24 protein-coding genes and 2 pseudogenes are annotated in these 26,386 nt (G+C 54.2%); 10 read left to right on the forward strand and 16 right to left on the reverse strand.

The window, feature by feature from the left end; translation table 11 throughout:
- Window positions 1-12: 12 nt before the first annotated feature.
- Both putA and J4685_RS16535 read left to right on the forward strand, forming a co-directional pair.
- The gene (gene putA, locus J4685_RS16530; protein WP_000537496.1) at window positions 13-3,975 is read left to right on the forward strand and encodes a trifunctional transcriptional regulator/proline dehydrogenase/L-glutamate gamma-semialdehyde dehydrogenase; all 3,963 of its coding nucleotides are present in this window, start codon (window positions 13-15) and stop codon (window positions 3,973-3,975) included.
- A 58-nt stretch (window positions 3,976-4,033) separates the two neighbouring features.
- On the forward strand, window positions 4,034-4,429 hold the full coding sequence (locus J4685_RS16535; RefSeq protein ID WP_000821059.1) for a lysozyme inhibitor LprI family protein: 396 nt from the start codon (window positions 4,034-4,036) through the stop codon (window positions 4,427-4,429).
- On the opposite strand, the gene rutR is transcribed toward J4685_RS16535, so the two are convergent.
- Complete coding sequence (rutR, locus tag J4685_RS16540; RefSeq protein ID WP_000083132.1) at window positions 4,426-5,064, reverse strand: HTH-type transcriptional regulator RutR; 639 nt, start codon at window positions 5,062-5,064, stop codon at window positions 4,426-4,428. The two genes, J4685_RS16535 and rutR, sit on opposite strands and share 4 nt — an antisense overlap.
- Window positions 5,065-5,199: 135 nt before the next feature.
- Window positions 5,200-5,367, reverse strand: coding sequence for a general stress protein (locus J4685_RS16545; protein WP_001273663.1), 168 nt, complete (start codon window positions 5,365-5,367; stop codon window positions 5,200-5,202).
- 384 nt (window positions 5,368-5,751) lie between these two features.
- On the opposite strand from J4685_RS16545, the gene wrbA reads away from it, so the two are divergent.
- Together wrbA and J4685_RS16555 are read left to right on the forward strand one after the other, a co-directional pair.
- Window positions 5,752-6,348, forward strand: coding sequence for an NAD(P)H:quinone oxidoreductase (gene wrbA, locus J4685_RS16550; RefSeq protein ID WP_001062893.1), 597 nt, complete (start codon window positions 5,752-5,754; stop codon window positions 6,346-6,348).
- A 20-nt stretch (window positions 6,349-6,368) separates the two neighbouring features.
- Window positions 6,369-6,596: a YccJ family protein gene (locus J4685_RS16555; RefSeq protein ID WP_001143125.1), complete on the forward strand. Its 228-nt coding sequence runs from the start codon at window positions 6,369-6,371 to the stop codon at window positions 6,594-6,596.
- Window positions 6,597-6,629: 33 nt separating this feature from the next.
- On the opposite strand, the gene agp is transcribed toward J4685_RS16555, so the two are convergent.
- From agp to J4685_RS16580, 5 genes and pseudogenes are all read right to left on the reverse strand, one after another.
- Window positions 6,630-7,871 carry a bifunctional glucose-1-phosphatase/inositol phosphatase gene (gene agp, locus J4685_RS16560; RefSeq protein ID WP_000749198.1) on the reverse strand — a complete coding sequence of 414 codons (1,242 nt, stop codon included), beginning with the start codon at window positions 7,869-7,871 and terminating at the stop codon, window positions 6,630-6,632.
- A 132-nt stretch (window positions 7,872-8,003) separates the two neighbouring features.
- On the reverse strand, window positions 8,004-8,510 hold the full coding sequence (locus tag J4685_RS16565; RefSeq protein ID WP_000907526.1) for a protein disulfide oxidoreductase: 507 nt from the start codon (window positions 8,508-8,510) through the stop codon (window positions 8,004-8,006).
- Window positions 8,500-9,123 (reverse strand): DsbA family protein, encoded by a 624-nt coding sequence (locus tag J4685_RS16570; protein ID WP_000876685.1) that lies wholly within the window; start codon window positions 9,121-9,123, stop codon window positions 8,500-8,502. The genes J4685_RS16565 and J4685_RS16570 overlap by 11 nt, the downstream gene beginning before the upstream one ends.
- Window positions 9,120-11,006: pseudogene (locus J4685_RS16575) on the reverse strand (protein-disulfide reductase DsbD family protein). Before J4685_RS16575 ends, J4685_RS16570 begins: the two are co-directional and overlap by 4 nt.
- A gap of 48 nt (window positions 11,007-11,054) precedes the next feature.
- Window positions 11,055-11,417, reverse strand: coding sequence for a copper resistance protein (locus J4685_RS16580; RefSeq protein WP_001118902.1), 363 nt, complete (start codon window positions 11,415-11,417; stop codon window positions 11,055-11,057).
- A gap of 235 nt (window positions 11,418-11,652) precedes the next feature.
- On the opposite strand from J4685_RS16580, the gene cbpA reads away from it, so the two are divergent.
- The 3 genes from cbpA to J4685_RS16595 all read left to right on the forward strand — a co-directional run bounded on the left by cbpA (window position 11,653) and on the right by J4685_RS16595 (window position 13,894).
- Window positions 11,653-12,573 carry a curved DNA-binding protein gene (gene cbpA / locus J4685_RS16585; protein WP_000420603.1) on the forward strand — a complete coding sequence of 307 codons (921 nt, stop codon included), beginning with the start codon at window positions 11,653-11,655 and terminating at the stop codon, window positions 12,571-12,573.
- Window positions 12,573-12,878: a chaperone modulator CbpM gene (cbpM, locus tag J4685_RS16590; protein ID WP_001284253.1), complete on the forward strand. Its 306-nt coding sequence runs from the start codon at window positions 12,573-12,575 to the stop codon at window positions 12,876-12,878. The genes cbpA and cbpM overlap by 1 nt, the downstream gene beginning before the upstream one ends.
- A gap of 653 nt (window positions 12,879-13,531) precedes the next feature.
- A complete protein-coding gene (locus J4685_RS16595) occupies window positions 13,532-13,894 on the forward strand; it encodes an anti-adapter protein IraM (protein WP_001537781.1) in 363 nt (120 codons plus the stop codon).
- A 407-nt stretch (window positions 13,895-14,301) separates the two neighbouring features.
- Here the strand turns inward: J4685_RS16595 and J4685_RS16600 are convergent, their stop codons facing one another.
- The 9 genes and pseudogenes from J4685_RS16600 to hpaG all read right to left on the reverse strand — a co-directional run bounded on the left by J4685_RS16600 (window position 14,302) and on the right by hpaG (window position 23,351).
- A complete protein-coding gene (locus tag J4685_RS16600; protein ID WP_000976568.1) occupies window positions 14,302-15,240 on the reverse strand; it encodes an MBL fold metallo-hydrolase in 939 nt (312 codons plus the stop codon).
- Window positions 15,241-15,253: 13 nt separating this feature from the next.
- Complete coding sequence (gene hpaA, locus J4685_RS16605) at window positions 15,254-16,150, reverse strand: 4-hydroxyphenylacetate catabolism regulatory protein HpaA (RefSeq protein WP_000336602.1); 897 nt, start codon at window positions 16,148-16,150, stop codon at window positions 15,254-15,256.
- A gap of 9 nt (window positions 16,151-16,159) precedes the next feature.
- On the reverse strand, window positions 16,160-17,536 hold the full coding sequence (gene hpaX / locus J4685_RS16610) for a 4-hydroxyphenylacetate permease (RefSeq protein WP_001285795.1): 1,377 nt from the start codon (window positions 17,534-17,536) through the stop codon (window positions 16,160-16,162).
- A 72-nt stretch (window positions 17,537-17,608) separates the two neighbouring features.
- Window positions 17,609-18,400, reverse strand: coding sequence for a 4-hydroxy-2-oxoheptanedioate aldolase (hpaI, locus tag J4685_RS16615; protein WP_000785059.1), 792 nt, complete (start codon window positions 18,398-18,400; stop codon window positions 17,609-17,611).
- Window positions 18,401-18,410: 10 nt separating this feature from the next.
- A complete protein-coding gene (hpaH, locus tag J4685_RS16620) occupies window positions 18,411-19,214 on the reverse strand; it encodes a 2-oxo-hept-4-ene-1,7-dioate hydratase (protein WP_000884795.1) in 804 nt (267 codons plus the stop codon).
- A 142-nt stretch (window positions 19,215-19,356) separates the two neighbouring features.
- Complete coding sequence (locus tag J4685_RS16625) at window positions 19,357-19,737, reverse strand: 5-carboxymethyl-2-hydroxymuconate Delta-isomerase (protein ID WP_001119858.1); 381 nt, start codon at window positions 19,735-19,737, stop codon at window positions 19,357-19,359.
- Window positions 19,738-19,746: 9 nt separating this feature from the next.
- Complete coding sequence (gene hpaD / locus J4685_RS16630) at window positions 19,747-20,598, reverse strand: 3,4-dihydroxyphenylacetate 2,3-dioxygenase (protein WP_000516978.1); 852 nt, start codon at window positions 20,596-20,598, stop codon at window positions 19,747-19,749.
- Window position 20,599: 1 nt separating this feature from the next.
- Window positions 20,600-22,066 carry a 5-carboxymethyl-2-hydroxymuconate semialdehyde dehydrogenase gene (gene hpaE / locus J4685_RS16635; RefSeq protein ID WP_000723524.1) on the reverse strand — a complete coding sequence of 489 codons (1,467 nt, stop codon included), beginning with the start codon at window positions 22,064-22,066 and terminating at the stop codon, window positions 20,600-20,602.
- Window positions 22,063-23,351 (reverse strand): annotated as a pseudogene (hpaG, locus tag J4685_RS16640) (4-hydroxyphenylacetate degradation bifunctional isomerase/decarboxylase). Before hpaG ends, hpaE begins: the two are co-directional and overlap by 4 nt.
- Window positions 23,352-23,625: 274 nt before the next feature.
- On the opposite strand from hpaG, the gene hpaR reads away from it, so the two are divergent.
- The 3 genes from hpaR (at window position 23,626) to J4685_RS16655 (ending at window position 26,376) form a co-directional block, all read left to right on the forward strand.
- Window positions 23,626-24,066 (forward strand): homoprotocatechuate degradation operon regulator HpaR, encoded by a 441-nt coding sequence (hpaR, locus tag J4685_RS16645; RefSeq protein ID WP_000543922.1) that lies wholly within the window; start codon window positions 23,626-23,628, stop codon window positions 24,064-24,066.
- Window positions 24,067-24,283: 217 nt separating this feature from the next.
- Complete coding sequence (gene hpaB, locus J4685_RS16650; protein ID WP_000801496.1) at window positions 24,284-25,846, forward strand: 4-hydroxyphenylacetate 3-monooxygenase, oxygenase component; 1,563 nt, start codon at window positions 24,284-24,286, stop codon at window positions 25,844-25,846.
- A 17-nt stretch (window positions 25,847-25,863) separates the two neighbouring features.
- Complete coding sequence (locus tag J4685_RS16655; protein ID WP_001195556.1) at window positions 25,864-26,376, forward strand: 4-hydroxyphenylacetate 3-monooxygenase reductase subunit; 513 nt, start codon at window positions 25,864-25,866, stop codon at window positions 26,374-26,376.
- Window positions 26,377-26,386: the final 10 nt, after the last annotated feature.

The raw sequence follows: 26,386 nt of genomic DNA on the forward strand, positions 1-26,386 counted from the left end.
GGAGTAGAGGGTATGGGAACCACCACGATGGGGGTTAAACTGGACGACGCCACGCGCGAACGGATCAAAATGGCCGCGTCGCGTATCGATCGCACGCCGCACTGGTTAATAAAACAGGCAATCTTTAGCTATCTGGACAAGCTGGAAAATAGCGATACGCTACCGGAGCTACCTGCGCTGTTTGCCGGCGCGGCAAATGAAAGCGAGGAGCCGGTCGCGCCGCAGGATGAGCCGCATCAGCCCTTTCTGGAGTTTGCCGAACAGATTCTTCCCCAATCCGTCTCTCGCGCCGCCATCACCGCCGCCTGGCGCCGCCCGGAAACCGATGCGGTGTCAATGCTAATGGAACAGGCGCGCCTGTCGCCGCCTGTCGCTGAGCAGGCGCATAAACTGGCGTATCAACTAGCGGAGAAATTGCGCAATCAAAAATCCGCCAGCGGTCGCGCGGGTATGGTACAAGGCCTGTTGCAGGAGTTTTCCCTCTCTTCGCAAGAAGGCGTAGCGCTGATGTGTCTGGCGGAAGCGCTGCTGCGTATTCCCGACAAAGCTACGCGCGATGCGTTAATTCGCGACAAAATCAGTAATGGCAACTGGCAGTCGCATATTGGCCGTAGCCCGTCACTGTTTGTAAATGCCGCCACCTGGGGGCTGCTCTTTACCGGCCGACTGGTCTCAACGCATAACGAAGCCAATCTTTCACGCTCGCTGAACCGCATTATCGGCAAGAGCGGCGAACCGTTAATCCGCAAAGGTGTCGACATGGCGATGCGTTTAATGGGAGAGCAGTTCGTGACTGGCGAAACCATTGCTCAGGCACTGGCGAATGCCCGAAAACTGGAAGAGAAAGGGTTCCGCTATTCTTACGATATGCTGGGCGAAGCCGCGTTAACCGCCGCCGATGCGCAGGCCTATATGGTCTCTTACCAGCAGGCGATTCATGCCATCGGCAAAGCGTCTAACGGTCGCGGTATTTACGAAGGGCCAGGCATCTCGATTAAGCTGTCTGCCCTGCATCCACGCTATAGTCGCGCGCAATACGATCGGGTAATGGAGGAGCTTTATCCGCGCCTGAAATCCCTGACGCTGCTGGCGCGCCAGTATGATATCGGTCTCAATATCGATGCCGAAGAGGCGGATCGTCTGGAGATCTCGCTCGATCTGTTGGAAAAACTCTGCTTCGAACCCGAACTGGCGGGCTGGAACGGCATTGGCTTTGTGATTCAGGCTTACCAGAAACGCTGCCCGCTGGTCATTGATTATTTAGTCGATCTGGCCTCCCGTAGCCGCCGTCGGCTGATGATTCGTCTGGTGAAAGGCGCCTACTGGGATAGCGAGATCAAACGCGCGCAAATGGAAGGGCTGGAGGGCTATCCGGTTTATACCCGCAAAGTGTATACCGATGTCTCTTATCTGGCCTGCGCGAAAAAACTGCTCGCCGTTCCTAATCTGATCTACCCGCAGTTCGCGACCCATAACGCTCACACACTGGCGGCGATTTATCATCTGGCCGGGCAAAATTACTATCCGGGTCAGTACGAATTCCAGTGCCTGCACGGCATGGGCGAACCGCTGTATGAACAGGTCACCGGTAAAGTAGCGGACGGAAAACTTAACCGTCCCTGCCGTATTTACGCGCCGGTGGGAACACACGAAACCCTGCTGGCCTATCTGGTACGACGCCTGCTGGAAAACGGCGCCAACACCTCTTTTGTCAACCGCATCGCCGATGCCACCCTACCGCTCGATGAACTGGTGGCCGACCCGGTCGAGGCCGTGGAAAAACTGGCGCAGCAGGAAGGTCAGGCTGGCATACCGCATCCGAAAATTCCGCTGCCGCGCGATCTGTACGGCGAAGGTCGGATAAACTCCGCCGGACTTGATTTAGCGAATGAACATCGCCTCGCCTCGCTTTCTTCTGCCCTGTTAAGCAACGCCATGCAGAAATGGCAGGCCAAACCTGTGCTGGAACAACCGGTGGCCGACGGTGAGATGACGCCGGTTATCAACCCGGCGGAACCGAAAGATATTGTTGGTTGGGGACGCGAAGCGACAGAAAGCGAGGTTGAACAGGCGTTGCAAAACGCGGTCAATCAGGCGCCGGTTTGGTTTGCGACGCCGCCGCAAGAACGCGCCGCTATTTTGCAGCGGGCGGCGGTATTGATGGAAGACCAAATGCAGCAGTTGATTGGCCTGTTGGTACGTGAAGCGGGGAAAACGTTCAGCAACGCCATTGCCGAAGTGCGCGAAGCGGTAGACTTCCTCCATTATTATGCCAGTCAAGTGCGTGACGATTTCGATAACGAAACGCATCGCCCGTTAGGGCCGGTGGTCTGCATCAGTCCATGGAACTTCCCGCTGGCTATTTTTACCGGCCAAATCGCCGCCGCGCTGGCGGCAGGCAACAGCGTTCTGGCGAAACCGGCAGAGCAGACATCGCTGATTGCCTCCCAGGGCATTGCCATTTTGCTGGAAGCGGGCGTACCACCGGGCGTCGTGCAACTGTTGCCGGGACGGGGAGAAACCGTCGGCGCCCAGCTTACCGCCGATGCGCGTGTACGCGGCGTGATGTTTACCGGTTCCACGGAGGTCGCGACGTTGTTGCAGCGCAACATTGCCACGCGTCTTGACGCCCAGGGCCGCCCTATTCCGTTGATTGCGGAAACCGGCGGTATGAACGCTATGATTGTCGACTCTTCCGCGCTCACCGAGCAGGTGGTCGTGGATGTGCTGGCTTCCGTCTTCGACAGCGCCGGACAACGCTGTTCCGCGCTCCGCGTGCTGTGTTTGCAGGACGATATCGCCGAACATACGCTGAAAATGTTACGCGGCGCGATGGCGGAGTGTCGGATGGGGAATCCAGGCCGTCTGACGACCGATATCGGGCCGGTGATCGATAGCGAGGCCAAAGCCAACATTGAACGTCACATCCAGACGATGCGCGCCAAAGGCCGTCCGGTTTTCCAGGCCGCACGTGAAAACAGTGATGATGCGCAGGAATGGCAGACCGGTACGTTTGTTATGCCCACGCTTATTGAGCTGGAAAACTTCGCAGAACTGGAAAAAGAGGTCTTCGGACCCGTGCTGCACGTCGTGCGTTATAACCGTAACCAACTGGCGGAGCTTATCGAACAGATTAACGCTTCCGGCTACGGGCTAACGCTGGGCGTACATACCCGTATTGATGAAACCATTGCGCAAGTCACCGGTTCCGCCCATGTCGGCAACCTGTACGTTAACCGTAATATGGTGGGCGCGGTCGTCGGCGTCCAGCCGTTTGGCGGCGAAGGACTGTCCGGCACCGGGCCAAAAGCGGGAGGGCCGCTCTATCTCTACCGCCTGCTGGCACACCGCCCGCCCAATGCGCTCAATACGACGCTGACTCGTCAGGATGCGCGTTACCCGGTGGATGCGCAGCTTAAAACCAAGCTACTCGCGCCGTTGACCGCCCTGACGCAATGGGCGGCGGATCGTCCAGCGCTACAGACGCTCTGCCGACAATTCGCCGATCTGGCGCAGGCCGGCACGCAGCGCCTGCTACCGGGACCGACCGGCGAGCGTAATACCTGGACGCTGTTGCCGCGTGAACGGGTATTATGCCTGGCTGATGACGAACAGGACGCGTTGACGCAGCTTGCCGCCGTTCTCGCCGTCGGCAGTCAGGCGCTATGGTCAGACGACGCCTTCCACCGCGATCTGGCGAAACGTCTCCCCGCCGCCGTTGCGGCGCGTGTCCAGTTTGCGAAAGCGGAAACGCTGATGGCGCAGCCGTTTGACGCGGTGATTTTCCACGGCGACTCCGACAAGCTGCGAACCGTGTGCGAAGCCGTCGCCGCCCGCGAAGGCGCGATAGTGTCGGTACAGGGGTTCGCCCGCGGCGAAAGCAATATACTGCTGGAACGGCTCTATATTGAACGTTCGCTGAGCGTAAACACTGCCGCCGCTGGCGGTAATGCCAGCCTGATGACAATTGGCTAATACTGTGGTTAATTAAGGCTCCGTCAATGGAGCCTTTTTACTCGCGTCAGAGGAGCGTATGAAACGAATTTTCCTTACCTGCGCGGCGTTGTTGTTCAGCAGTCAGGCGTTGGCCGATGAGTGCGCCAGCGCCAGTACGCAGCTGGAAATGAATCGCTGCGCCGCCGCGCAATACCAGGCGGCAGATAAAAAGCTGAACGAAACCTATCAAAGCGCGATTAAGCGTGCGCAACCGCCGCAGCGTGAGCTGTTACAAAAAGCACAGGTGGCATGGATTGCCCTGCGCGACGCCGATTGCGCGCTGATTCGCTCAGGTACGGAGGGCGGCAGCGTTCAACCCATGATCGCCAGCCAGTGTCTGACCGATAAAACGAACGAACGCGAAGCGTTTTTAGCCTCGCTGCTGCAATGTGAAGAGGGTGATTTGAGCTGCCCACTGCCGCCAGCCGGTTAACGCACGCGAATCCCTTCAATAATAATGCGCTGAACGCTTTCGACCGTTTGGTTGAAAAAGGCTTCATCGCGAAGCGTCGCGCCGGTTACCGCTTCAACCTGAGGGGCGAAATCGGCGTAATGTTGCGTGGCGGCCCAAATCATGAAGATCAAATGATGCGGAGAAACGGGCGCCAGTTTCCCGCTGTGCACCCATCCGGCAATCAGCGCGGATTTTTCATCTATCAACGCTTTTAGATCGCCGGTCAGTTCATCCATTAAGAGCGGCGCACCCGCCAGCATCTCCATGCAGAAGAGCCGCGACGCCTGCGGATAATCACGCGAAACCTCCAGCTTGAGACGGATATACTCTTTGATGGCCTCCAGAGGGGAAAATTCTGCGCGAAACGCCTTGAGCGGCGCCAGCCAGACATCCAGGATCTGTCGCATTACCGCGACATACAGCGCCTCTTTCGAGGGATAATAATAAAGCAGATTGGTTTTGGAGACGCCTGCCCGCTCGGCGACCTGCTCAAGACGCGCGCCATGAATGCCATACTGGGAAAAAACAACAAGCGCGGCGGTTAAGATAAGCTGCCGTTTTGCACCGGTGGCCTGCGAGCGTTTCCCGATTTTTTTCTCTGTGCGTTGCGACATGCGCCCTCTCCTTTTCGTCAGGACGCAAGCATACCAAATCCGGCTTATAAACAAAAAACCGCCGGAAATCCGGCGGCGGTGGCGCATGACGCTTTTTAGCGTGAAACGCTCAGCGTCTTGCTGTTGTGACGCAGGCTAGCTATTACGGTTACTGCTTTTGCCCCCTTTTTTGCCTGCTTCGGATGCACGCTGCGGGTCATTCTTAAAATTGCCCCCGCTGTGCTGACCACCTTTACGACCTGCTTCTGATGCTCTTTCGCGGTCTTCCGCAAAATTACCGGAACCGCCACGATGGTTTGCCATTACTGACCTCCGTCATAGATTAGACATCATATTGCATAGGTAATGAGGAGTATCTCCTCGCGCAGCGTATGAACGATATCATCAGTAACGCCGCGTAACATTAAGCATAGTGAAAAACGTCGTGGTAGGCCGCTTACCGAAATATTCTGCAACATTGGAAGCCGAATACGCAGAATAATAACCATAAGAAATAAATAAGTTATTCTTATATTTGGGAAAATCAAAGCGCTTAAAAATGTATCATTTTGCAACAAAGGTCGCCAAATTAATTATTGTTATAAATCAAAGAAATGGCGCTGAAATTTGCACTCTTCACAGGAGAGCATATCTTTAAATAGACGTAGCGAATCGCTACACACCTGATTAATCTGAGGAGTAGTACAAATGGCAAAGATTCTGGTGCTCTATTATTCCATGTACGGACACATTGAAACCATGGCGCACGCGGTGGCGGAAGGGGCAAAGAAAGTCGACGGCGCAGAGGTCATTATAAAGCGTGTGCCAGAAACAATGCCGCCTGAAATCTTCGCAAAAGCTGGCGGTAAAACGCAAAACGCACCGGTTGCCACCCCACAGGAGCTGGCGGATTACGATGCCATTATTTTTGGTACGCCAACCCGGTTTGGCAATATGCCAGGCCAGATGCGTACCTTCCTGGACCAAACCGGCGGACTGTGGGCATCCGGCGCGCTATACGGCAAGCTCGGCAGCGTGTTCAGTTCTACCGGAACGGGCGGCGGCCAGGAGCAGACCATCACCTCGACCTGGACTACGCTTGCCCATCATGGAATGGTGATTGTCCCGATAGGCTATGCCGCACAGGAACTGTTTGACGTCTCCCAGGTTCGCGGCGGCACGCCTTACGGCGCAACGACTATCGCTGGAGGCGACGGTTCACGTCAACCAAGCCAGGAGGAACTCTCTATCGCTCGCTATCAGGGGGAATACGTCGCCGGTCTGGCAGTCAAACTCAACGGCTAATCTTCAACAGGAGGATTCGAATGCCAACTCAAGAAGCAAAAGCGCACCGCGTCGGCGAATGGGCAAGCCTGCGTAATACGTCGCCGGAAATTGCCGAAGCCATTTTTGAAGTCGCTCACTATGACGAGAAACTGGCAGAAAAAATATGGGAAGAAGGTAGCGATGAGGTGCTGATCAAAGCCTTTGAGAAAACGGACAAAGATTCGCTCTTCTGGGGCGAGCAGATCATCGAACGTAAGAACGTATAACACAAACGCCCCCGCCTGCGCGGGGGCATACGGCTATTTTGCGGCAGTGTTCATGACGTTATCGAACTTATCCAGCGGACAGAAGCCGTTCGCATCCACCGGACATCCTTTCAGTTCCAGCGTTACCCTTTGCGCAGGCGATTTGAGCGTTAACGCTTCCGCATTACGTAACTGCCGGGCGCTCTGGTAGACATACTCGATTTTCATCAAATCCCGGTTAGCGTTGCCGTCATGCCAGCGTTGGAAGACAAGCTGACCGCCAATCGGCGTTCTCTCATACTGGTCATGGAGCTGATAGGGTTTAAAATCCAGCGCCGTCAGCAGCGACGCGATATTGGAATCATGCCCCACCAGTACGGTAACCTTCGGCGCGCTAACGCGCTCGGCAACCAGCACCTTATCGATATATTTCACCAGCGGCGCAGCGACATTGCGCGCCACCGTGGGTGAGGTAAACAGGCTGTCCTGGTAGCCGTTTTTCAGTTTTGACAGCACCTTCCACTGCCGATCGGTGTTAATCTTGCCCCAGGCGACCTGATCCATCGGAAACCCTTCGTAATATTGCAGGGTAAACGCATCCACCAGCGAATTCCCTACTTTCAGCGGCCCCTGCACACCAGGCTCTTGCTGATAGTTCGCGCTGAAGGTATCTTTCGCGTCGATTAGCGAACACTGATGCTTCTCTTTGCAGGACGGCAAGTCCTGATAATGCGTTATCTGCTCAAGCAGTTTATAACTCTCATCAAGATGTAGCTGACTACGCGCCTTTTCCATCGCCTGTACGGCCTGTTGCCGGAACGCGGCGGAATCATCGGTAATCACCGGATTGAAGGTAGGATCCATAGTGCCCATTTTTTCCTGATGATGAACAGGAATATCACAGCCGGGGAAAGCGCCGGTAATGAAAAATTGCGCGGTGGCGACGGTGCGCTGCAAACTATTCGCATAGGCATATACCGTGTCGGGCGCCGGACATTCTCCCGACGGTATCAGCCCCTGCGCGACCAGCCATTCACGTGTGTAGTGTCCCATATAGACTTCCAGCACGCCGCCTTTCGTCGTCAGTTGCCCGCCGGGAACGTCCCACGCCGGCCAGGCGTTCGGCGTCGACTGCGCCAGTACGCTGCCATTATTCGCCAGCGGCGCCCGCAGATTATGGCGGCTCATCATGAGCACCTGTTGTAATTGATAACCTTCCGGCGTTGTCTGCGCCTGTACGGCGGATGACAACAAAACAGCCCCTGCCACAGCAACAGCGAGTAATGATTTTTTCATCCCTATGACCTCTTGTTGTTATCAAATCGTTCTGAGTGTGACAGAAATGGATCATTTTTCCGGGAACGATTTCGCAAAACGGGGGTTTTTCTTACAGTAAACGCGTTAGCGCCGGGAAACCCCGGCGCATATTCAGAACGTTTTTGCCCACCACAGCCGAAGCTTCATGCCCCAATAGCTGGTCCAGCCGCTGGTGGTGAACACAACCCGACCTTGTGAAACCACCACCAGCGTTGGCGTCACGCTGATTTCCCAGCCAGCGGATAAGGCGCCGTTAGCATCATTGACGACCGGAAAGTCAACGCCCTTGCGCGCCAGCCAGCGGGCAACCTCAGCGTCACCGCCGGAGCGGAGCGCAACGGTCATGACGTTTTCCCCTTCAGCCGCCAGGCGAGCGACCGCAGGCGTAGTAAAGCGGCATACCCCGCACCAGCTGGCCCAAAAATAGAGCAGTACGGAGCGTTCCTCGCTCAAGGTCGCCAGAGTTGTCGACTCTCCCGTCAGCGTATGTAACGGTGTCGCGGCAAACGCCGGAGGCGCCTGCGGCGCGCGCCAGACATCCATGACCACCATTATCGCGATGAGGAGCGCCAGAAAAACCGCGGCTTCACGCAGCCAACGCCGCAGTTTACCCGCCATTGGCAGCCGCCAGTTTTTCTTTCACCACCGCTTCCAGCGTATCCCAGGGCACTGCGCCCGGAATCAGCTCGTCGCCAATGATCGTCGCTGGCGTTCCTTGCACGCCGACCAGCCTTGCCAACTGCAAATTAGTGCGTATCGTTTCCATGCTTTTTTCATCCAGCGTCACTGGCGTAGCCCCTGCTTTCTGCTGGGCCTGTTTAATACTGTCATCCGTATGGTAACCGCGCTTTTGCATGAGTTTTTCATGTAGCGCGAGGAACTGTTGCGGATGCTCGCGCCAGGTGGTCAGCGCAATACGCGCCGCCAGTATGGAACTCTCTCCTTTGAATGGCAGCGGTTTAATAATGACCGCAACGTCAGGATATTTCTGCACAATCTTTTCCAGCATCGGATCGAGCTGTTTGCAGTACGGGCAGTTGTAATCCGTAAAGTTCACCAGCGTCAGCTTAGGGTGTTTAGCGCCTATCCGCGGGCTGGCAGGATCGTTAAACAACGCCGCATGGATCAGATTTTCAATCTGCTTTTCCTGATCCGGCGTAAAAGGAGCGGTTTCTTGCGCGATGCTTAGCGTCGAAAACAGCGCCAGCAGCAAAACAATCATGTATTTCATTGGGTTATTCCTTTCGCTTTTTTCAACGTTTGTAATACCGCATCGCGGGTCAGCAAAGTGGGCAATGCCTCCCCTTCCGGCAAGCCGGGGCCATATACCTGATTAAACGGCACGGCGACCTGGCCACGCGTTTTCAGAAAATCTGTAATGGCATCGGACGGCAGCGTCCAGTCTCCCCGCAGCGCCACAACATCCGGCTGTTGCAAGGCAGCCTGTACATCCTCTTTTTGCAGGACATTGTATTTATTCACTTTACAGGTAATACACCAGTCCGCAGTGACATCGACAAATACCCGCTTATGCTGCGCCAGCGCCGACTGGATTGCCTGTTCACTCAACGGTTGCCACTGAACCGTGTCTTGCGCGCTCTTTGACGCAGTGAAGCCGAAATGCGGCAGGAGTAACGTCGCCAGCCAGATAGCCGACCCCAGCATCATCAGACCGAGGATCCTGCGCAGGACATTCATCCAGCGCCCGGGGCGCGGTAAACGTAGCGCAAGCCCTGGTCGTATCGCGACCAGTAGCCACGGCGCGCTCATCCCCAGGCCTAGCGCAAGGAACAGCCCCCACAGCGTCGGCAACGACGCCGTGAGCGCCACGGCGACCGCCGTGCCCAGAAACGGCGCGCTACAAGGCGTCGCCAGCAGCGTGGCGAATGCCCCCTGCCAGAAATGTCCCGACATACCGTTACCGCCGTAAGTGGCCAGTTTCGTGGTCATAGATGAGGGAAGCCTGAACTCAAAAAGCCCGAACAGGCTGGCGCTAAACAACAACATCACCAGCGCCATAAAACCAATAAACCATGCATTCTGGAACTGGACTCCCCAGGCCAGCGCATGGTTTGACAGGCGAAGGAGGGTCATAAACGCCGCCAGCGCCATAAATGACGCAATGATACCGGCGACCGAAGCCAAAAATTGTCGCCTGATGTGAGAGCGGCTTTTTTCCTCTACCAATAGAATAGAGCCAAGTTTCATGCCCAGAACCGGCAGTACGCAGGGCATTAAATTAAGAATCAGTCCGCCGATCAGCGCCATCATTACAACTTGCCAGAAAGGTAGCGCCGCATTGTCCGGCGTTTGTGCTGGCGCAGCGCCAATGGTTTGCGTGCTCTCCTGGGCGATAGCGCCATCGGCTAACACGAGGGTCAGCGATTTGTTGCGCAAATCGGGCGCCTTTTCGCCCCAACTGTCCGTCACCGGCACCGTCGCCTGTAACCTGTCGCCCTCTACGCGCAGGCGAGGCTTCGCAAAATCGACGTCATCTATGGTGTCAAGATAGAGCCCGGGCGATGACCAGCCCGCCGCTCGCGTAGCAGTGACCACCAGTTCTCCCGGGCGATAGCCGACGTCAAGCGAGTCCGTTAGTCCACTGCGGAGCGGAATTTTACCCATCGCCCGCGCATAGTCATGGGCAAAATCGGCATTCTGCACAGTGGGCGTCACGGAAAAGGGGTAATCGGTCAACAGACAAACATTGCTGCAGGTTGATAACGTCAACACACCGCGCAAGGTCGCCGGCGGCGTACCGCGCACGATCATCGGAAAGGTCACCTCGTCGTGATATCCCTGGGTGGTGATATTCGCCACATCAAAGCGCGAGGGGGTTGGCCAGAACCAGCTTACCTCAGGCATGTCGCCTTTTCAGGCGATAGAGGGCGCCACGCCCCCTTCCCCCGGCGCGCGCCAGTAGGTTTTCCAGCCGTTTTCCAGTTTGACATCCAGCAACAGCCGGGTCTCACCGTTAGCGGACGTATCGGCACGTAGCCGTATGCTGGCATGGTCGTTATCGGGCGAACGCAGCCAGCCGCTTTCCGCCGCCCAGGAGACGGGCAGCCAAAGCCATAACAGGCAGAACAGTATCCGCCTGAATAAAATCATCATATTTTTTCTCCGTGAATGAGTAATTAACCGTTAGTAATAACCGGTCTGTCATTCACGGAAGACACAAAATCGTAGATGTACCCGTAATGTGGGCGGCGAAATAGCCCGTGGAGGCGAAAACGGCAGGCGCATGACCCGGACAGGCGCCAGTAAGGAAAGCAGTAGACAAAGCGCAAGGATAGCGCCTTCAAAGAGTACCGGAGGCGCCGCCAGCAGCGACTTGGCGCTTAATTCGCAGGGAGTGACCGGCGAGCCGTCATCTGTCGAGGAGGGAGCGCTGACCACCGCAGCAGAGGCCGTCGCCTGCATCTGCAAGGCGTGCAGGCCCGCCATGCGTTGCGCGGTACAAACCATTACCACGACACATGCAAGGCAAAGAAACCACCAGCCCATCCGTTGTTGTTTCGCCATTGCGCCCTCACTGTTTAACGCGAGTTATCTTAGCCACTGGCGCGGTTTTGGCAACCTTTCCCCTGTAAAGTTATGTCGGCGCGCTGCGCAACCTTCTGATAGTCGAACAACGTAATTTATTCTTACTAATGATATAACTGGTGTTTTCATACGCACTTTTCAGGTTTACCCTACACTTAGTGGAGAAACCTTTTTGGGGTCCCTTCTGTATGTATTGATTTAGCGAGATGATGCTATGGAACTTAAGGATTATTACGCCATTATGGGCGTGAAACCGACGGACGATCTCAAGACGATTAAGACCGCCTATCGCCGACTGGCCCGCAAGTACCATCCAGATGTCAGCAAAGAACCCGATGCCGAAGCCCGTTTCAAAGAGGTTGCTGAAGCATGGGAAGTGCTGAGTGATGAGCAACGGCGCGCCGAGTATGACCAGTTATGGCAACACCGTAACGATCCACAATTTAATCGCCAGTTCCAGCAACACGAAGGCCAGCCGTATAACGCTGAAGATTTTGATGATATTTTCTCGTCTATTTTTGGTCAGCACGGTCGCCATTCGCATCACCGCCACGCCGCACGCGGTCATGATATCGAAATTGAAGTGGCGGTATTCCTGGAAGAAACGCTGGAAGAGCACCAGCGTACGATTAGCTATTCCGTCCCCGTTTATAACGCGTTCGGCCTGGTGGAGCGGGAAATTCCCAAAACATTGAATGTGAAAATCCCGGCTGGCGTCAGCAACGGGCAACGAATCAGACTGAAAGGCCAGGGCACGCCGGGGGAAAACGGCGGACCTAATGGCGATTTATGGCTCGTTATCCATATTGCCCCGCATCCGCTCTTTGATATCGTCAATCAGGATCTGGAAGTCGTCCTTCCGCTTGCCCCATGGGAGGCGGCGCTCGGCGCTAAGGTGTCTGTGCCAACGCTTAAAGAGCGTATTTTGCTGACCATTCCCCCCGGCAGCCAGGCTGGTCAGCGGCTGCGTATCAAAGGAAAAGGATTAGCCAGTAAAAAGCACACTGGCGATCTCTATGCCATCATCAAAATCGTTATGCCGCCGAAACCTGACGAGAAAACAGCTGCCCTGTGGCAACAACTGGCGGACGCGCAGTCGTCCTTTGACCCACGCCAGCAATGGGGGAAAGCATAATGGCTAACATCACTGTCACCTTTACCATCACCGAATTTTGTTTGCACACCGGCGTGACGGAAGAGGAGCTAAACGAAATCGTCGGACTTGGCGTAATTGAGCCTTACGAAGACGATAACACCGACTGGCAATTCGACGATCGCGCAGCGAGCGTGGTACAACGCGCGCTACGCTTACGCGAGGAGCTGGCGCTCGACTGGCCTGGGATCGCGGTCGCGTTAACGCTGCTGGAAGAGAATTCACGGCTGCGCGAAGAAAACCGGTTACTGCTGCAACGCCTTTCTCGCTTTATCTCGCATCCCTAATCCACGATAAAGGCAATAAACCGAGGGTGGGCTTTCTGCCCACCCCGGATTTACATGCACCCGGTATAATACCAGAATGCCTCTGACATACTTCCCCCAACGGAAGAAATATAGCCTTTCACCGCGCACAACCCGATCAACGAACCGCCAATGTCAGCCATTAATGCGCCATTGCGAAGATCATCGTTTAAATAAAGACCAGCCACACGTTCACATTTTTTAGATACGTCGGTTATTTTTACACGTTAGCGATCATTTATTGCCTGAAGAATATATTCTTTCACTGTTTTGTACTCTCTGGTTGATACGTACCTTCTCACTGTCAATGCCGGGTAAAATGTACCGCTGCGCTTACAGGTTGCGGTATTTATAAATAAGAAATACAACAGTCACTTACAGTTTAATAATTGAGCGTTATAACATCCACTACCGCCCAATATTTACACCACGCCTAAAATACAAAAATGTAATAGAATGTAAACAAAATAAGAGCATAAAATAAATAACTTATTAAAAAATCAATATAAATAGAGTGGTCAATAAAAAACGATCGTTTTCAACGAGTTATGTTTCTCAGATTTTCATCTATCCTGAATAGGCTTGCGGAAAATGTAATTTACACCATTGACTATTTCACTTAAAAGGTTTCTGTAATGGAATGGAAGGTCGTTGATACAGTTATAAGTCCCTCTACCGGAGTGTCGTTCTCATGCATACATAGCCTAAAAAATCTTAGATTGACCTTATGGTATCAGGCAGATGTTTACATGCCTCCAGGTAGCATTATCATCCCCTTTAATAAGGGGGTCTTAATAAACGATAAACTTTATCCCGTTACTGTTTACAACGTTACCAGGTTTAATCCTGTTCTATGGAAATCGCTTAAAGAAAATAGCCACTGTCCTGGTAACTGCAATCCTAAACCAGAAGCCTGCAGTTATCCTTTCGAGTGTCTGGTATCCGTTTGTCCATTTGGTTTAACCAGAAATATTCAAATAGATAATAAGAAAGTTTAGGAAATAAAGTATGCATTAGCCATACTACTGATTAAGTGTATTCGCGCACGTTTGCAGTATTTTGCAGTTAAATATGTTTGATATAAAAATTGTACAGTTCGGATATTTTTTGATTCGTTTAATCTAACCTTCACTTTGGCAACGAGGAGCCGGTACAGAGGATATTACTGATGGCCGGCAGACAAAGAAACGCATTGCTTTTAACACTGTATAAATTCCATCCGTGACATTCTTATTTAGTGATATTTCACCAGAGCAATCATCTTACCTTTATTGTGCATAAAAATCAGCAAGTAGTGTTTAGAAAAAATAATGTTTTAGACAAAAGCTCTGCGCGTTATGCTGATCGCCAAAAGCATAACGGGCTGACATCATGTCAGCCCGTGGGTTTACCCCTGCCCTGATACTTACGGTACGCTTATCGTCATATTGTCATGACCGACAATGACAGGGCCCGGGTAATTTTTCATGGCTTCCTGTTGCCAGACGTCATCCGCAACCGTCGCAGGCACCAGATGACTTAACACCAGTTTTTTCACGTGGGCCTCGCGAGCAATCTTACCGACATCTTCAATCGTGGTGTGATGCGACGCAATCGCTTCAGCCAGCGTTTTTCCGTTGCCAATACTATTAGCCAGTTTTGCTACCGAAGGGACATGTACCGCCTCATGTACCAGGATATCCGCCCCTTGGGCAAACGTTGCAAGCGGCGGAAACCAGGACGTATCGCCAGAGAAGACGATTCGCTTACCCTGGGTATCAAAACGGTAAGCAAACGCTTCACCGTCCGGAAAAGGGGAATGAGGCACTTTCAGCGCGCTTATTGTGACCAGTTCATCTTTATAGATGACGCCCTGGCCAATATCGGTCGCCTTAACCAGGTTGCGCGGATCGGGTTTCTCCTCTTCTTCCATGCGTAACGTGATATCCCTGTCAAAGACCTTCCAGCTAGCCTTCGTCATCGCCTGGGTTCCCGGCGGGCCATAAACCTGTATGGTATGGTCTTTCAGACCACTTGCCCAGGCATTCATCAGCAAGGAAGGATAATCCAGTATGTGGTCGCTGTGCAGATGGGTGAGCAAAATAGTATTGATGTTGCGCAGTGGAATGCCATTTTTCACCAGTTGCAGACTGGCGCCGTAGCCGGCATCTATCAGCCATATTTTATCGCCGATAGTAAGCGCCGTCGCTTGCGGTAGTCTGGCTGTATTGAGCAAAGAAGGCCCGCCTTTGGTGCCCAGTAAAACAATGTTGATCTCTTGAGGCGCAGGAGTACCGGCAGCAAGGGCAAGGTGGCTTTGCGCCAGCATACAAACCGCCAGCATAGCGACGCTTTTTTTCATCATGTTTTTACTCTTCTTAGTTGAGAAAAGAGGGAACTTCACGTTGGCGAAACTGCGAAGGAGAACAGCCCGCAAGGCGATTAAAGAAACGGGCGAAATAAGCCGGATCTTTAAAACCTAATTGCCAGGCGATCTCGTTGACAGCATTGTCGGAAAAAAGCAGCAGTCGTTTCGCCTCGCGTAATTGCCGATCAAAAATCAGGCGTTTAGGCGGGCGATTAGCAAAACGTCGGCAAATATCGGTCAAACGAGATTCGGTAATATGCAGCTCGCAGGCATAATCGGGCACCGTCCAGTGCTGATGGAAGTGGTTGTCAATTAACAGGGTAAAGCGCTGAAAGAGTTTCAGTTCACCGCGCATCCCGGTTGCGGCGTGATCGTCCAGCTTCGCATTACGCAACAGCAAGGTAAATACCGCCTGCGCCAGTAGCACCAGGGTATGTTCGCAGCCAGCCAGTTGTTCCGTGGACTCCCGCTCAATTAGCTGCCAGTAATGTTTGAGCGCCGCCAGCTCGTTGGGTTTATCCGCCAGCGACAGACAGATTCCCGGCAGGCCGAAGGCCTCTCTGGTGCCGGGATAAAGCACCTCCAGCAGCGGCCAAACCAGCTCTTCGCGTACCGTCAGAACATGACCATCGCTATCCGATTCGGTAATAAAAGCATGTGGCACCGAGGGCGGCGTAAGCACAAATAGCGGCGCCTGCACCGAATAGCGATGATCGTCGAGCTGTAGCTCAATCTGCCCGGTATCAAGAAAGTGCATTTGAAAAAACTGGTCGTGGCGATGCGCCTGCATATCACGACCAAAGAAATCCGCCATACGAGCAAACGACTGATAATGCACATCGTTACTGCCCATGCTTTCGTCATACTCTTTGCTGATATCAATATTGGCGATCGCACGTTGGCACATAGTTTCTCCTCAAGGGGTGGCGCGCGGACGCGATGCTTTCATGGGAATGAGCCAGATAATGGCGGCGCCGACGACTAACAGAGAAGCGACAAACCAGAGTCCGCTATTGAAGCTACCGGTGATATCTTTTAGCCAGCCAATCATAAACGGGCTAAGTGCGGAGCCAATATTGCCGGTGGCATTGATGACCGCAATGCCTATCGCCCTGGCGCGTAAACTGATCGACTGATCCGGCGTGGTCCAGAAGATCGCCATCGCGCTAAAGGAACCCGTGGATGCCATCACGATCCCCAGGAGCTGGATCAGGTTATGGTCGGTCGCCGACGCCAGTAGCCAGCCCGCGGCGGCAAACAGGAACGGCAACGCCGTGTGATGTTTACGCTCCTGATGTTTGTCCGAATGGCGGCTCCAGTAAATCATGCCCAGAATAGTACAAATCTGCGGGATCGCCGCCAGCAGGCCGATGGTGATATTGCTGCTGCCTTCATTAAAACTTTTCAGGATTTGCGGCGTCCAGATACTAATGGCGCTAAGCGTATTGGTAAGGCAAAAATAGGCCAGCGTATACATCAGTACAATTGGCGTGAATACTTCGCGCCACAGACTACGCTGCTGCATGGCGTTATGGCTGATGGCCCCCTCCGGCTGAACCAGCGTCAGGCGGTCATTATCCATCATCTCCTGCAAACATTTTTTATCCTCTGCCGTCAGCCATTTGGCTTTTGCCGGGGTATCATCCAGGTAAAACCAGACCATAATGCCTAACAAAACTGACGGAAATCCTTCCAACAGGAATAACCACTGCCATCCATGCAGATTGAATATGCCGTCCAGCGATAAAATATAGCCGGAGACAATCGACCCCAACGCGGTAGTGGCCGGCATGGCAATCATAAATAATGCGTTGGCGCGGGCGCGGAAAAATGCCGGGAACCAGTAGGTTAAATAGAGCAATATTCCTGGCAAAAAGCCCGCTTCGGTAATGCCCACCAGCATTCGCAGCACATACAGGCTTTTCGGTCCCACCGCGAACATCGTGGCGGTAGATGCAATGCCCCATAGCACCATAATGGTCGCAATCCAGCGGCGGGCGCCGACAATGCTCAACATCACGTTGCTGGGAATGCCGAAAATGACGTAGGTGGCGTAAAACAGCGTCGTGGCAAGGCCAAACATGGTGGCGCTTAACCCCAGATCCTGCCCCATCGTCAACCCGGCAAAACCGATGTTGATACGGTCTAAAAACGAGAAGATAAACAACACGAATAAAAATACGATCAGTCGGCGGAACAGTTTATTTATGACGGTTTGTTGACCCGTGCTGAGCGCGTTGTGCGAACGGACAGACTCGGGGCTTTCCGGAAGTGCAGATGATGTGTCGCTCATTTTTTTTCCTCTGATGGGAATTTTTGTAGGGTACTACGGTTGCCCGGTAGCGCTGCGCTTACCGGGCCAGGCTTAATAGACGCCGGACGCACCGGACAGGTTTTTTTCTGCGCCAAAGCGCGCCGCCAGCGCCTCTGCGCCGCGCGCCAGCAGCGTGGTGTCAACGCCGACGGCGACAAATAGCGCCCCCAGTTCCAGATAACGTTTCGCCAGTGCTTCATTGGCCATCAGAATCCCCGGCGCTTTCCCCGCCGCGCGTATCTGCACGATGGCGTTCTCAATCGCCGCCTGCACTTCCGGGTGCTGCGGATTGCCGGCAAAGCCCATATCGGCGCTGAGGTCCGCCGGACCAATAAACACGCCGTCAATGCCATCCACGTCGAGAATTGACGCCAGATTGCTCATCGCCTCACGCGTTTCAATCTGCACCAGTACGCACATGGCGTCGTTGGCCAGGTGGAGATAGTCCGGAATGCGGTTCCAGCGCGATGCCCGCGCCAGCGCGCTGCCCACGCCGCGAATACCGGCAGGCGGATAACGCGTAGCCGCCACGGCGTTTCGCGCTTCATCGGCATTCTGCACCATCGGTATCAGCAGCGTTTGCGCGCCGACGTCGAGCAGTTGCTTAATCTGTACCGGATCGTTCCATGACGGACGCACCACCGGCTGGCTGGGATAAGGCGCAATCGCCTGCAACTGGGTCAACACCGTCTGCACGTTGTTTGGCGCGTGTTCACCGTCAATCAGTAGCCAGTCGAAGCCGGCGCCCGCTAACAGTTCAGCGCTGTAACTGTTGGCAAGCCCCAGCCACAAACCGATTTGCGGGCGCCCCGCTTTTAACGCGTCTTTGAAAGCATTTTTCATCGTTTTTTCCTTACACAAACCGGCAACTGATCGCGCCCATGTTGCCGTAATCGACATGGAAGGTGTCGCCCTTGCGCGCCGGCACCGGGCGGGTGAACGAGCCGCCGAGGATGATCTGCCCGGCTTCAAGCTGGACATCGTAGGGGGCAAGCTTGTTCGCCAGCCACGCCACGCCGTTGGCCGGATGATTCAGCACGCCTGCGGCGACGCCGGTTTCTTCGATCACGCCGTTGCGATAGAGCAGCGCGGAGATCCAGCGCAGATCCAGCTCGTCTGGTTTGATGGGGCGACCACCGAGGATCACCCCGGCGTTGGCGGCGTTGTCGGAAATGGTGTCGAACACTTTGCGCGGGCGCTGGGTTTCCGGGTCGATGTTGTGGCTGCGGGCGTCAATCAGTTCCAGCGCCGGAATCACATAATCCGTGGCGTTGTAGACGTCGAACAGCGTGCAGTGAGGGCCGCGCAGCGGTTTCGCCAGCACAAACGCCAGCTCCACTTCAATACGCGGGACGATAAAACGGTCGGTGGGGATATCCCCGCCGTCATGGAAGAACATATCGTCAAGCAGCGCGCCGTAATCCGGTTCGCTGATTTGCGAGCTGGCCTGCATCGCTTTTGAGGTCAGGCCGATTTTGTGGCCTTTGAGCGTGCGCCCTTCGGCAATCTTGATATTGACCCATTCACGCTGTACGGCATAGGCATCTTCAATAGTGATGTTGGGATAATCCAGCGACACTGCGCGAATCTGTTCGCGCTGTTTTTCAGCCTGATTAAGTCGCTGGGCGATCAGGGTATGGGTCTGTTTATCGAGCATAGTGTTTCCTGTTACGTCATTCGGTGCTGCTGCGCCGGGTGGCGACGCAGGTGCGTCTTACCCGGCCTACGGTTCGGTACTGCTTCGTGCATCGTTTTTTTGTAGGCCCGGTCAGCGCAGCGCCACCGGGCGAAAGAGTGTGCTATTTAAATAACGCGTGTACGTTGTTTTGTTTGTAATTGAGCGTTGGATGTAACTCGGCAATCTCAAACGACAGCGCCAGATAGCGGTTCTCCATCAGGTCGGCGAAGTGGGCTTTAATCAGCCCAAACAGCATTTCGCCGACTTCCTGACGGCTCTCCAGGCTGCGCCCGGCACCGATTTTCAGCGTCATATGCACAAACGCGTAATCATGCTTACCGTCAGCCATCTGCCAGGTATCCAGCCAGTGGGCGCGACTGCGGATACCGCCGATGGGGAAAATCCCGGTGGCGGCCAGCGCCTCGTTTACCTTGCTGAACAGGCTTGGTAAATCAGCCTGCTCGCGAATATTTTCAGTACATTCAGCAATAAAGTGCGGCATAACCCCCCCTTACGCAGGCAGCGGGAAAACAGCGTTCACCTGGCCGGTACCGGAGCTGGCGAACAGGTCGGTGATGAACTCCACCTTGCCGTCGTATTTGTCCCAGCCCAGCATTCCCAGCAGCATGACCGTGTCGTGCATGTTGCCTTCGCCGTAGCAGTAGTCGGCGTACTCCGGCAACATGGTGCAAAACTCCTTGAATTTGCCTTCGCGCCACAGCTTGACCACGCGCTCGTCCATTTGATGATCGAACTCGCGGGTGTAGCTGTTCATCCCCTCTTCCGCCCGTTGGTCGTCAATAAAACGGTGCGACAGAGAACCACTGGCGAATACCGCTACGGTACCGTCATATTTCTCAATCGCCTTGAGAATGGCTTCGCCCAGTCTGCGACTGTCGGCAAAGTCATGCACAGTACAGAACGCCGAGATGGAGACCACTTTGAAGTGCTTGTCGCTGTTCATGTAGCGCATCGGCACCAGCGTGCCATACTCCAGCTTCAGGCTCGGGATGTTATGCGCTTTAGCGCGCACGCCCAGTTTGACTGCCTCGTCGGCGATCAGGTGGCCGAGCTCTGGATTACCGTCATAGTCATAGGTCATGTCGCGAATAAAGTGCGGCAATTCGTTGCTGGTATAGACGCCCTGGAAATGGTCGGCACAATTAATGTGGTAAGCGCTATTCACCAGCCAGTGGGTGTCGAATACGATAATGGTGTCAACGCCCATTTCGCGGCAACGCTTGCCTATTTCAATATGCCCATCAATGGCTGCCTGACGACAACCGTGATTTTTTCCCGGCAGTTCAGAAAGATACATCGACGGCACGTGGGTAATTTTTGCTGCTAACGCTAACTTGCCCATATCAAACTCCCCATTTTGGGATAGGATGGTCGCCCATTGAGATGCAGACGTTTTTCATTTCCGCAAACACTTCGAAGCTATATTCGCCGCCTTCGCGCCCGGTACCGGAGGCTTTCACGCCGCCGAACGGCTGGCGCAGGTCGCGGACGTTCTGGGTGTTGACGAAGACCATGCCGGCTTCAATCCCACGCGCCAGGCGCAACACTTTGCTCACGTCCTGGGTCCAGATATAAGAGGCCAGACCGTATTCCACGTCGTTCGCCAAACGTAACCCTTCCGCTTCGTCTTTGAATGGCAGCAGACAGGCGACTGGCCCAAAGATCTCTTCCTGCGCGACGCGCATACGGTTGTCGACATCGGCCAGCACGGTTGGGCGCAGGAAGTTACCGCCTTTCAGATGCGCAGGCAGGTCAGTGGGTTTTTCCGCACCGCCCGCCAGCAGCGTTGCGCCCTCTTCAATGCCGAGGCGGATATAACCGGAGACTTTTTCCCAGTGCTGTTGGCTAATCAGCGCGCCGACCTGAGTGTTCGGGTCGGTCGGATCGCCGACACGCAGGCGATTCGCGCGTTCGGCAAAGCGCTTCACGAACTCAGGGTAAATGCTCTGCTGGATAAAGATGCGCGACCCGGCGGTGCAGCGTTCGCCGTTGATTGAGAAGATGGTGAACAGCGCGGCGTCCAGCGCGCGCTCAATGTCGGCATCTTCAAAAATCAGCACCGGCGATTTACCGCCCAGCTCCATCGAGTATTTTTTCAGGCCGGCATTTTTCATGATATTGCGACCGGTGGCGGTACCGCCGGTAAACGACACCGCACGCACGTCATGGTGGCGTACCAGCGCATCGCCCGCCGTCGCGCCGTAGCCCTGCACCACGTTCAGCACGCCTGCCGGAATTCCTGCCTCCAGCGCCAGCTCGCCCAGCCTGTCGGCAGTCAACGGCGACAGCTCGGACATTTTGAGCACCGCGGTGTTGCCCAGCGCCAGGCACGGCGCGACTTTCCAGGTCGCGGTCATAAACGGCACGTTCCACGGCGACACCAGCGCGCAGACGCCGACGGGCTGCACCAGCGTATAATTGAGCATTTTATCGTCAACAGGATAGGTCTTGCCGTTCATCTGCTGGCACACTTCGGCGAAGAATTCGAAGTTATGCGAGGCGCGCGGGATCAGCACGTTTTTAGTCTGGTGAATAGGCAGGCCGGTGTCGGCGGTTTCCATCGCCGCGATTTCCGGCACATGCTGGTCAATCAGATCGCCAAGGCGACGCATCAGGCGCGCGCGCTCTTTCATCGGCAGGTTGGCCCATTTCGGGAACGCCTCTTTTGCCGCCGCGACAGCCTGGTTCACTTCTGCTTCACCGCCGGAGGCCACTTCCGCCAGCACGTCACCGGTCGCCGGGTTAGTGGTCTGGAAGTAGTCGTTACCTGCAACGTTTTTGCCGTTAATCCAATGATTTATTTTCTTCATTTTGCGCTCTCCTCACTGACGATTCGGTTAACCAGGCGACCCACGCCTTCTACTTCCACAACAACTTCATCCCCCGGCACCACATCGGACAGCCCTTTCGGCGTACCGGTGGCAATCATGTCGCCCGGTTGCAACGTCATAAATTCGCTCAGATAAGAAATCAGGAACGGGATGCTGAAGATCAGATCGGCGGTCGTCCCTTCCTGGCGCAGCTCACCGTTAACAAAGGTGCGTAACGTCAGGTTATGCGGATCAGAAACCGCCTCTTTATCCACAATCCACGGGCCTATCGGCGTCAGGCCGTCGCGGCTTTTTACCCGCAGATTCGGACGGTAGTAGTTTTCCAGATAGTCGCGGATCGCGTAGTCGTTACAGACGGTGTAACTGGCCACATACTCCATGGCTTCGGCTTCGCTCACCTTACGCGCCGTTTTGCCAATCACCACGACCAGTTCGGCTTCATAGTGCATATATTCGACGTTGTTCGGGCGCACCGACGTTTGGTGATGTTCGGTAAAGGTGTTTGGCGCTTTGATAAATACCAGCGGCTCTTTCGGCGGCGTAAATGCCAGCTCGCTGGCGTGATCGGCGTAGTTCAACCCCAGCGCAAATAGCGTTCCCGTCGCTGACAGCGGCCACGTAAACGTCTGGTGGCGGGCGAATTCATCTTCTGCGACAACCGGATTTTCCAGAGCGGGTAAACCTTTCGCCAGAATACGCACCCGATCGCCGGGACGCAGCGCAACGCGATTCTGCGGCGTACCGAGTAAGATCGCATCGCCAGGGTTAAGCGTAGCGAACTCACTTAACGCGCTAAGCAGTTGTGCGGCGCTACGCTGTAAATCGGCAGTATTCCAGTGGTCGCTTCTCGTCCGTTGATTTCAGTGATAATGGTGAGGTTATCCACATCACTCAGCGGCGCCATTTCACCCAACGGGCAAAAGCCATCGCGACATTTCGCTTTAATCGCCGGGCGATAAAAGCTCTCTTCCGGCAGGCTGACCTCGTTAGCCAGCGCATACCCGGCGATATAGTCCGCCGCCGCTTCAGGGCGTATCCGGCTGGCGGTTTTCCCCACAATGAGCGCCACTGTCGCGCCGCTCAGTACCTTTTCTCCCTGCGGATAAGGAATGGGTTCGCCGTGACGAATCACCGTATTACGCGGCTTGATGAACCACACTGCGGTTTTAGGCGGCGCATTATAGGGAGGCTGAGAGAAAGCCTCTCGCCAGGCATCAAGCTGGCTGCGATGGTTTAACGCAACGGCGAAAACAGTACCCTTCATACATAAACTCCTCAGGCCGATTTAACGGGCTGTGATTTCATTAATATATTAATGATTAAATTTATGCTTTCGCTGTACATTTAGCAAGCTGAAGTAAAGTATTTGTGATGTGATTAACAATATTCTCACAAACTCATTATTAAATACATAAATATCAAATAGTTAAATAAAAGCCCTTGTTTCTGTTAAACTTTGGACATAAAACAGATGTCATAGCTCACATCGGTAAACACGATTATTCAGGTATTAATAATTCTGCAAAAGAGAAACGCTTATGCATGATTCATTAACCATCGCATTGCTTCAGGCGCGCGAAGCGGCAATGACCTATTTCCGCCCCATCGTTAAAAGCCACAATCTGACCGACCAGCAATGGCGCATTGTGCGAATCCTGGCCGATAGCCCCTCTATGGATTTTCACGAGCTGGCCTTTCGTACCTGCATTTTGCGTCCAAGTCTGACCGGAATATTGACGCGCATGGAGCGAGACGGACTGGTGTTGCGACTCAAGCCGGTTAACGATCAGCGTAAGTTATATGTCATGTTGACGGAGCAGGGACAAACGTTGTACGCCCGTGCCCGAAGCCAGGTAGAAGAGGCTTATCGAAAAATTGAGGCCGATTTCACGCCCGAAAAAACACAGCAATTGATGCTGCTGCTGGACGATCTTATTGCTCTGGGGCGCCAGCATCCTGATAGCGAAGCGGAAGCATAGTATTCTTACCTTCCCACGCCGCCGACACGGGAATCCCCTCCCGCTTACAACGTTGACGGCGATCGCATTTTACTCTTCTTCTTCGACGTTCATCTGAAAAGTACCCGCCGTTGTCCTGAAAGTCTCTTCACAGTTTACGCTTCTGCCTATTCAATTTAACAACAAACAAGAAACATATCATTAACAAAACATTCCGATTAACGAGGAAGAGGCCGCAATGAAACCTGAAGATTTTCGTACTGATAACAAGCGTCCGTTAACGGGCGAAGAGTATTTAAAAAGCCTGCAGGACGGGCGGGAAATTTATATTTACGGCGAACGCGTTAAAGATGTTACGACACATCCGGCATTCCGCAATGCCGCAGCCTCTGTCGCACAACTGTATGACGCATTACATAAACCGTCGATGCAAGATACCCTATGCTGGAATACCGATACCGGCAGCGGCGGTTATACGCATAAATTTTTCCGCGTGGCGAAAAGCGCAGACGATCTGCGCCAACAGCGTGATGCTATCGCCGAGTGGTCACGCCTGAGTTACGGCTGGATGGGACGCACACCGGATTACAAAGCCGCCTTTGGCTGCGCTCTGGGCGCTAACCCAGCCTTCTACGGCCAGTTTGAGCAGAACGCCCGCAACTGGTACACCCGTATTCAGGAGACCGGCCTGTACTTTAACCATGCTATCGTCAACCCGCCCATTGACCGCCACAAACCTGCCGACGAAGTGAAAGACGTCTATATCAAGCTGGAGAAAGAGACGGACGCCGGGATTATTGTCAGCGGGGCGAAAGTCGTCGCCACTAACTCCGCCCTGACTCACTACAACATGATTGGTTTCGGCTCAGCCCAGGTGATGGGCGAAAACCCGGATTTTGCTCTGATGTTTGTCGCGCCAATGGATGCCGAAGGCGTAAAACTTATTTCGCGCGCCTCGTATGAAATGGTCGCGGGCGCGACGGGCTCGCCGTTTGATTATCCACTCTCCAGCCGCTTTGATGAAAACGATGCCATTCTGGTGATGGACAAGGTGTTGATCCCGTGGGAAAACGTGTTGATTTACCGTGATTTCGATCGTTGCCGTCGCTGGACGATGGAAGGCGGCTTTGCCCGTATGTATCCACTGCAAGCCTGTGTTCGTCTGGCGGTTAAACTTGATTTCATTACCGCGCTGCTGAAAAAATCGCTCGAATGTACGGGTACCGTAGAGTTCCGGGGCGTGCAGGCCGATCTCGGCGAAGTCGTGGCCTGGCGCAATATGTTCTGGGCATTGAGCGATTCTATGTGTTCTGAAGCAACCCCGTGGGTAAACGGCGCCTGGCTGCCGGACCACGCCGCGCTGCAAACCTATCGTGTGATGGCCCCAATGGCCTACGCGAAAATTAAAAATATTATTGAACGTAACGTTACCAGCGGCCTGATTTACCTGCCTTCCAGCGCCCGCGATCTGAATAATCCGCAAATCGACCAGTACCTGGCGAAATACGTACGCGGCTCTAACGGAATGGACCATGTTGAACGTATCAAAATTCTTAAATTGATGTGGGATGCCATCGGCAGCGAGTTTGGCGGTCGCCATGAGCTGTACGAGATTAATTACTCGGGCAGCCAGGATGAAATTCGTTTGCAGTGCCTGCGTCAGGCCCAGAGCTCCGGCAATATGGATAAGATGATGGCAATGGTCGATCGCTGCCTCTCCGAATACGATCAGAATGGCTGGACGGTTTCGCATTTGCACAATAACGACGACATCAATCAACTGGATAAGCTGCTGAAATAACGCGGCAGGAGGTTCTCATGCAAGTAGATGAACAACGTCTGCGTTTTCGCGATGCGATGGCAAGTCTGGCGGCAGCGGTCAACATCGTAACCACGGCGGGTCACGCCGGACGCTGTGGTATCACCGCAACAGCGGTCTGTTCCGTCACCGATACGCCGCCCTCCGTGATGGTATGTATTAATGCCAATAGCGCCATGAACCCCGTTTTTCAGGGTAACGGCAGGCTGTGCATTAATGTACTTAACCATGAGCAGGAGCTGATGGCGCGCCACTTTGCCGGTATGACGGGGATGGCGATGGAGGAGCGTTTTCACCAGCCATGTTGGCAAAACGGGCCGCTGGGCCAGCCGGTACTTAACGGCGCGCTGGCCGGTCTTGAAGGCGAGATCAGCGAGGTACAAACCATTGGCACGCATCTGGTGTATCTGGTGGCGATCAAAAATATTATCCTTAGCCAGGATGGGCATGGCCTGATTTATTTCAAACGCCGTTTTCATCCGGTCAGACTTGAGATGGAAGCGCCTGTTTAACCGTCACTCA

The sequence above is a fragment of the Salmonella sp. 32100201201700099SM genome, from assembly GCF_017572645.1.
GTDB lineage: Bacteria > Pseudomonadota > Gammaproteobacteria > Enterobacterales > Enterobacteriaceae > Salmonella > Salmonella enterica.

What these genes read in the sequence shown, in the direction of transcription:
- putA (WP_000537496.1), top strand. Translation starts at nt 13, where the DNA reads ATGGGAACCACCACGATGGGGGTTAAACTGGACGACGCCACGCGCGAA.
- J4685_RS16535 (WP_000821059.1), top strand. Translation starts at nt 4,034, where the DNA reads ATGAAACGAATTTTCCTTACCTGCGCGGCGTTGTTGTTCAGCAGTCAG.
- rutR (WP_000083132.1), bottom strand. Translation starts at nt 5,064, where the DNA reads ATGTCGCAACGCACAGAGAAAAAAATCGGGAAACGCTCGCAGGCCACC.
- J4685_RS16545 (WP_001273663.1), bottom strand. Translation starts at nt 5,367, where the DNA reads ATGGCAAACCATCGTGGCGGTTCCGGTAATTTTGCGGAAGACCGCGAA.
- wrbA (WP_001062893.1), top strand. Translation starts at nt 5,752, where the DNA reads ATGGCAAAGATTCTGGTGCTCTATTATTCCATGTACGGACACATTGAA.
- J4685_RS16555 (WP_001143125.1), top strand. Translation starts at nt 6,369, where the DNA reads ATGCCAACTCAAGAAGCAAAAGCGCACCGCGTCGGCGAATGGGCAAGC.
- agp (WP_000749198.1), bottom strand. Translation starts at nt 7,871, where the DNA reads ATGAAAAAATCATTACTCGCTGTTGCTGTGGCAGGGGCTGTTTTGTTG.
- J4685_RS16565 (WP_000907526.1), bottom strand. Translation starts at nt 8,510, where the DNA reads ATGGCGGGTAAACTGCGGCGTTGGCTGCGTGAAGCCGCGGTTTTTCTG.
- J4685_RS16570 (WP_000876685.1), bottom strand. Translation starts at nt 9,123, where the DNA reads ATGAAATACATGATTGTTTTGCTGCTGGCGCTGTTTTCGACGCTAAGC.
- J4685_RS16580 (WP_001118902.1), bottom strand. Translation starts at nt 11,417, where the DNA reads ATGGCGAAACAACAACGGATGGGCTGGTGGTTTCTTTGCCTTGCATGT.
- cbpA (WP_000420603.1), top strand. Translation starts at nt 11,653, where the DNA reads ATGGAACTTAAGGATTATTACGCCATTATGGGCGTGAAACCGACGGAC.
- cbpM (WP_001284253.1), top strand. Translation starts at nt 12,573, where the DNA reads ATGGCTAACATCACTGTCACCTTTACCATCACCGAATTTTGTTTGCAC.
- J4685_RS16595 (WP_001537781.1), top strand. Translation starts at nt 13,532, where the DNA reads ATGGAATGGAAGGTCGTTGATACAGTTATAAGTCCCTCTACCGGAGTG.
- J4685_RS16600 (WP_000976568.1), bottom strand. Translation starts at nt 15,240, where the DNA reads ATGATGAAAAAAAGCGTCGCTATGCTGGCGGTTTGTATGCTGGCGCAA.
- hpaA (WP_000336602.1), bottom strand. Translation starts at nt 16,150, where the DNA reads ATGTGCCAACGTGCGATCGCCAATATTGATATCAGCAAAGAGTATGAC.
- hpaX (WP_001285795.1), bottom strand. Translation starts at nt 17,536, where the DNA reads ATGAGCGACACATCATCTGCACTTCCGGAAAGCCCCGAGTCTGTCCGT.
- hpaI (WP_000785059.1), bottom strand. Translation starts at nt 18,400, where the DNA reads ATGAAAAATGCTTTCAAAGACGCGTTAAAAGCGGGGCGCCCGCAAATC.
- hpaH (WP_000884795.1), bottom strand. Translation starts at nt 19,214, where the DNA reads ATGCTCGATAAACAGACCCATACCCTGATCGCCCAGCGACTTAATCAG.
- J4685_RS16625 (WP_001119858.1), bottom strand. Translation starts at nt 19,737, where the DNA reads ATGCCGCACTTTATTGCTGAATGTACTGAAAATATTCGCGAGCAGGCT.
- hpaD (WP_000516978.1), bottom strand. Translation starts at nt 20,598, where the DNA reads ATGGGCAAGTTAGCGTTAGCAGCAAAAATTACCCACGTGCCGTCGATG.
- hpaE (WP_000723524.1), bottom strand. Translation starts at nt 22,066, where the DNA reads ATGAAGAAAATAAATCATTGGATTAACGGCAAAAACGTTGCAGGTAAC.
- hpaR (WP_000543922.1), top strand. Translation starts at nt 23,626, where the DNA reads ATGCATGATTCATTAACCATCGCATTGCTTCAGGCGCGCGAAGCGGCA.
- hpaB (WP_000801496.1), top strand. Translation starts at nt 24,284, where the DNA reads ATGAAACCTGAAGATTTTCGTACTGATAACAAGCGTCCGTTAACGGGC.
- J4685_RS16655 (WP_001195556.1), top strand. Translation starts at nt 25,864, where the DNA reads ATGCAAGTAGATGAACAACGTCTGCGTTTTCGCGATGCGATGGCAAGT.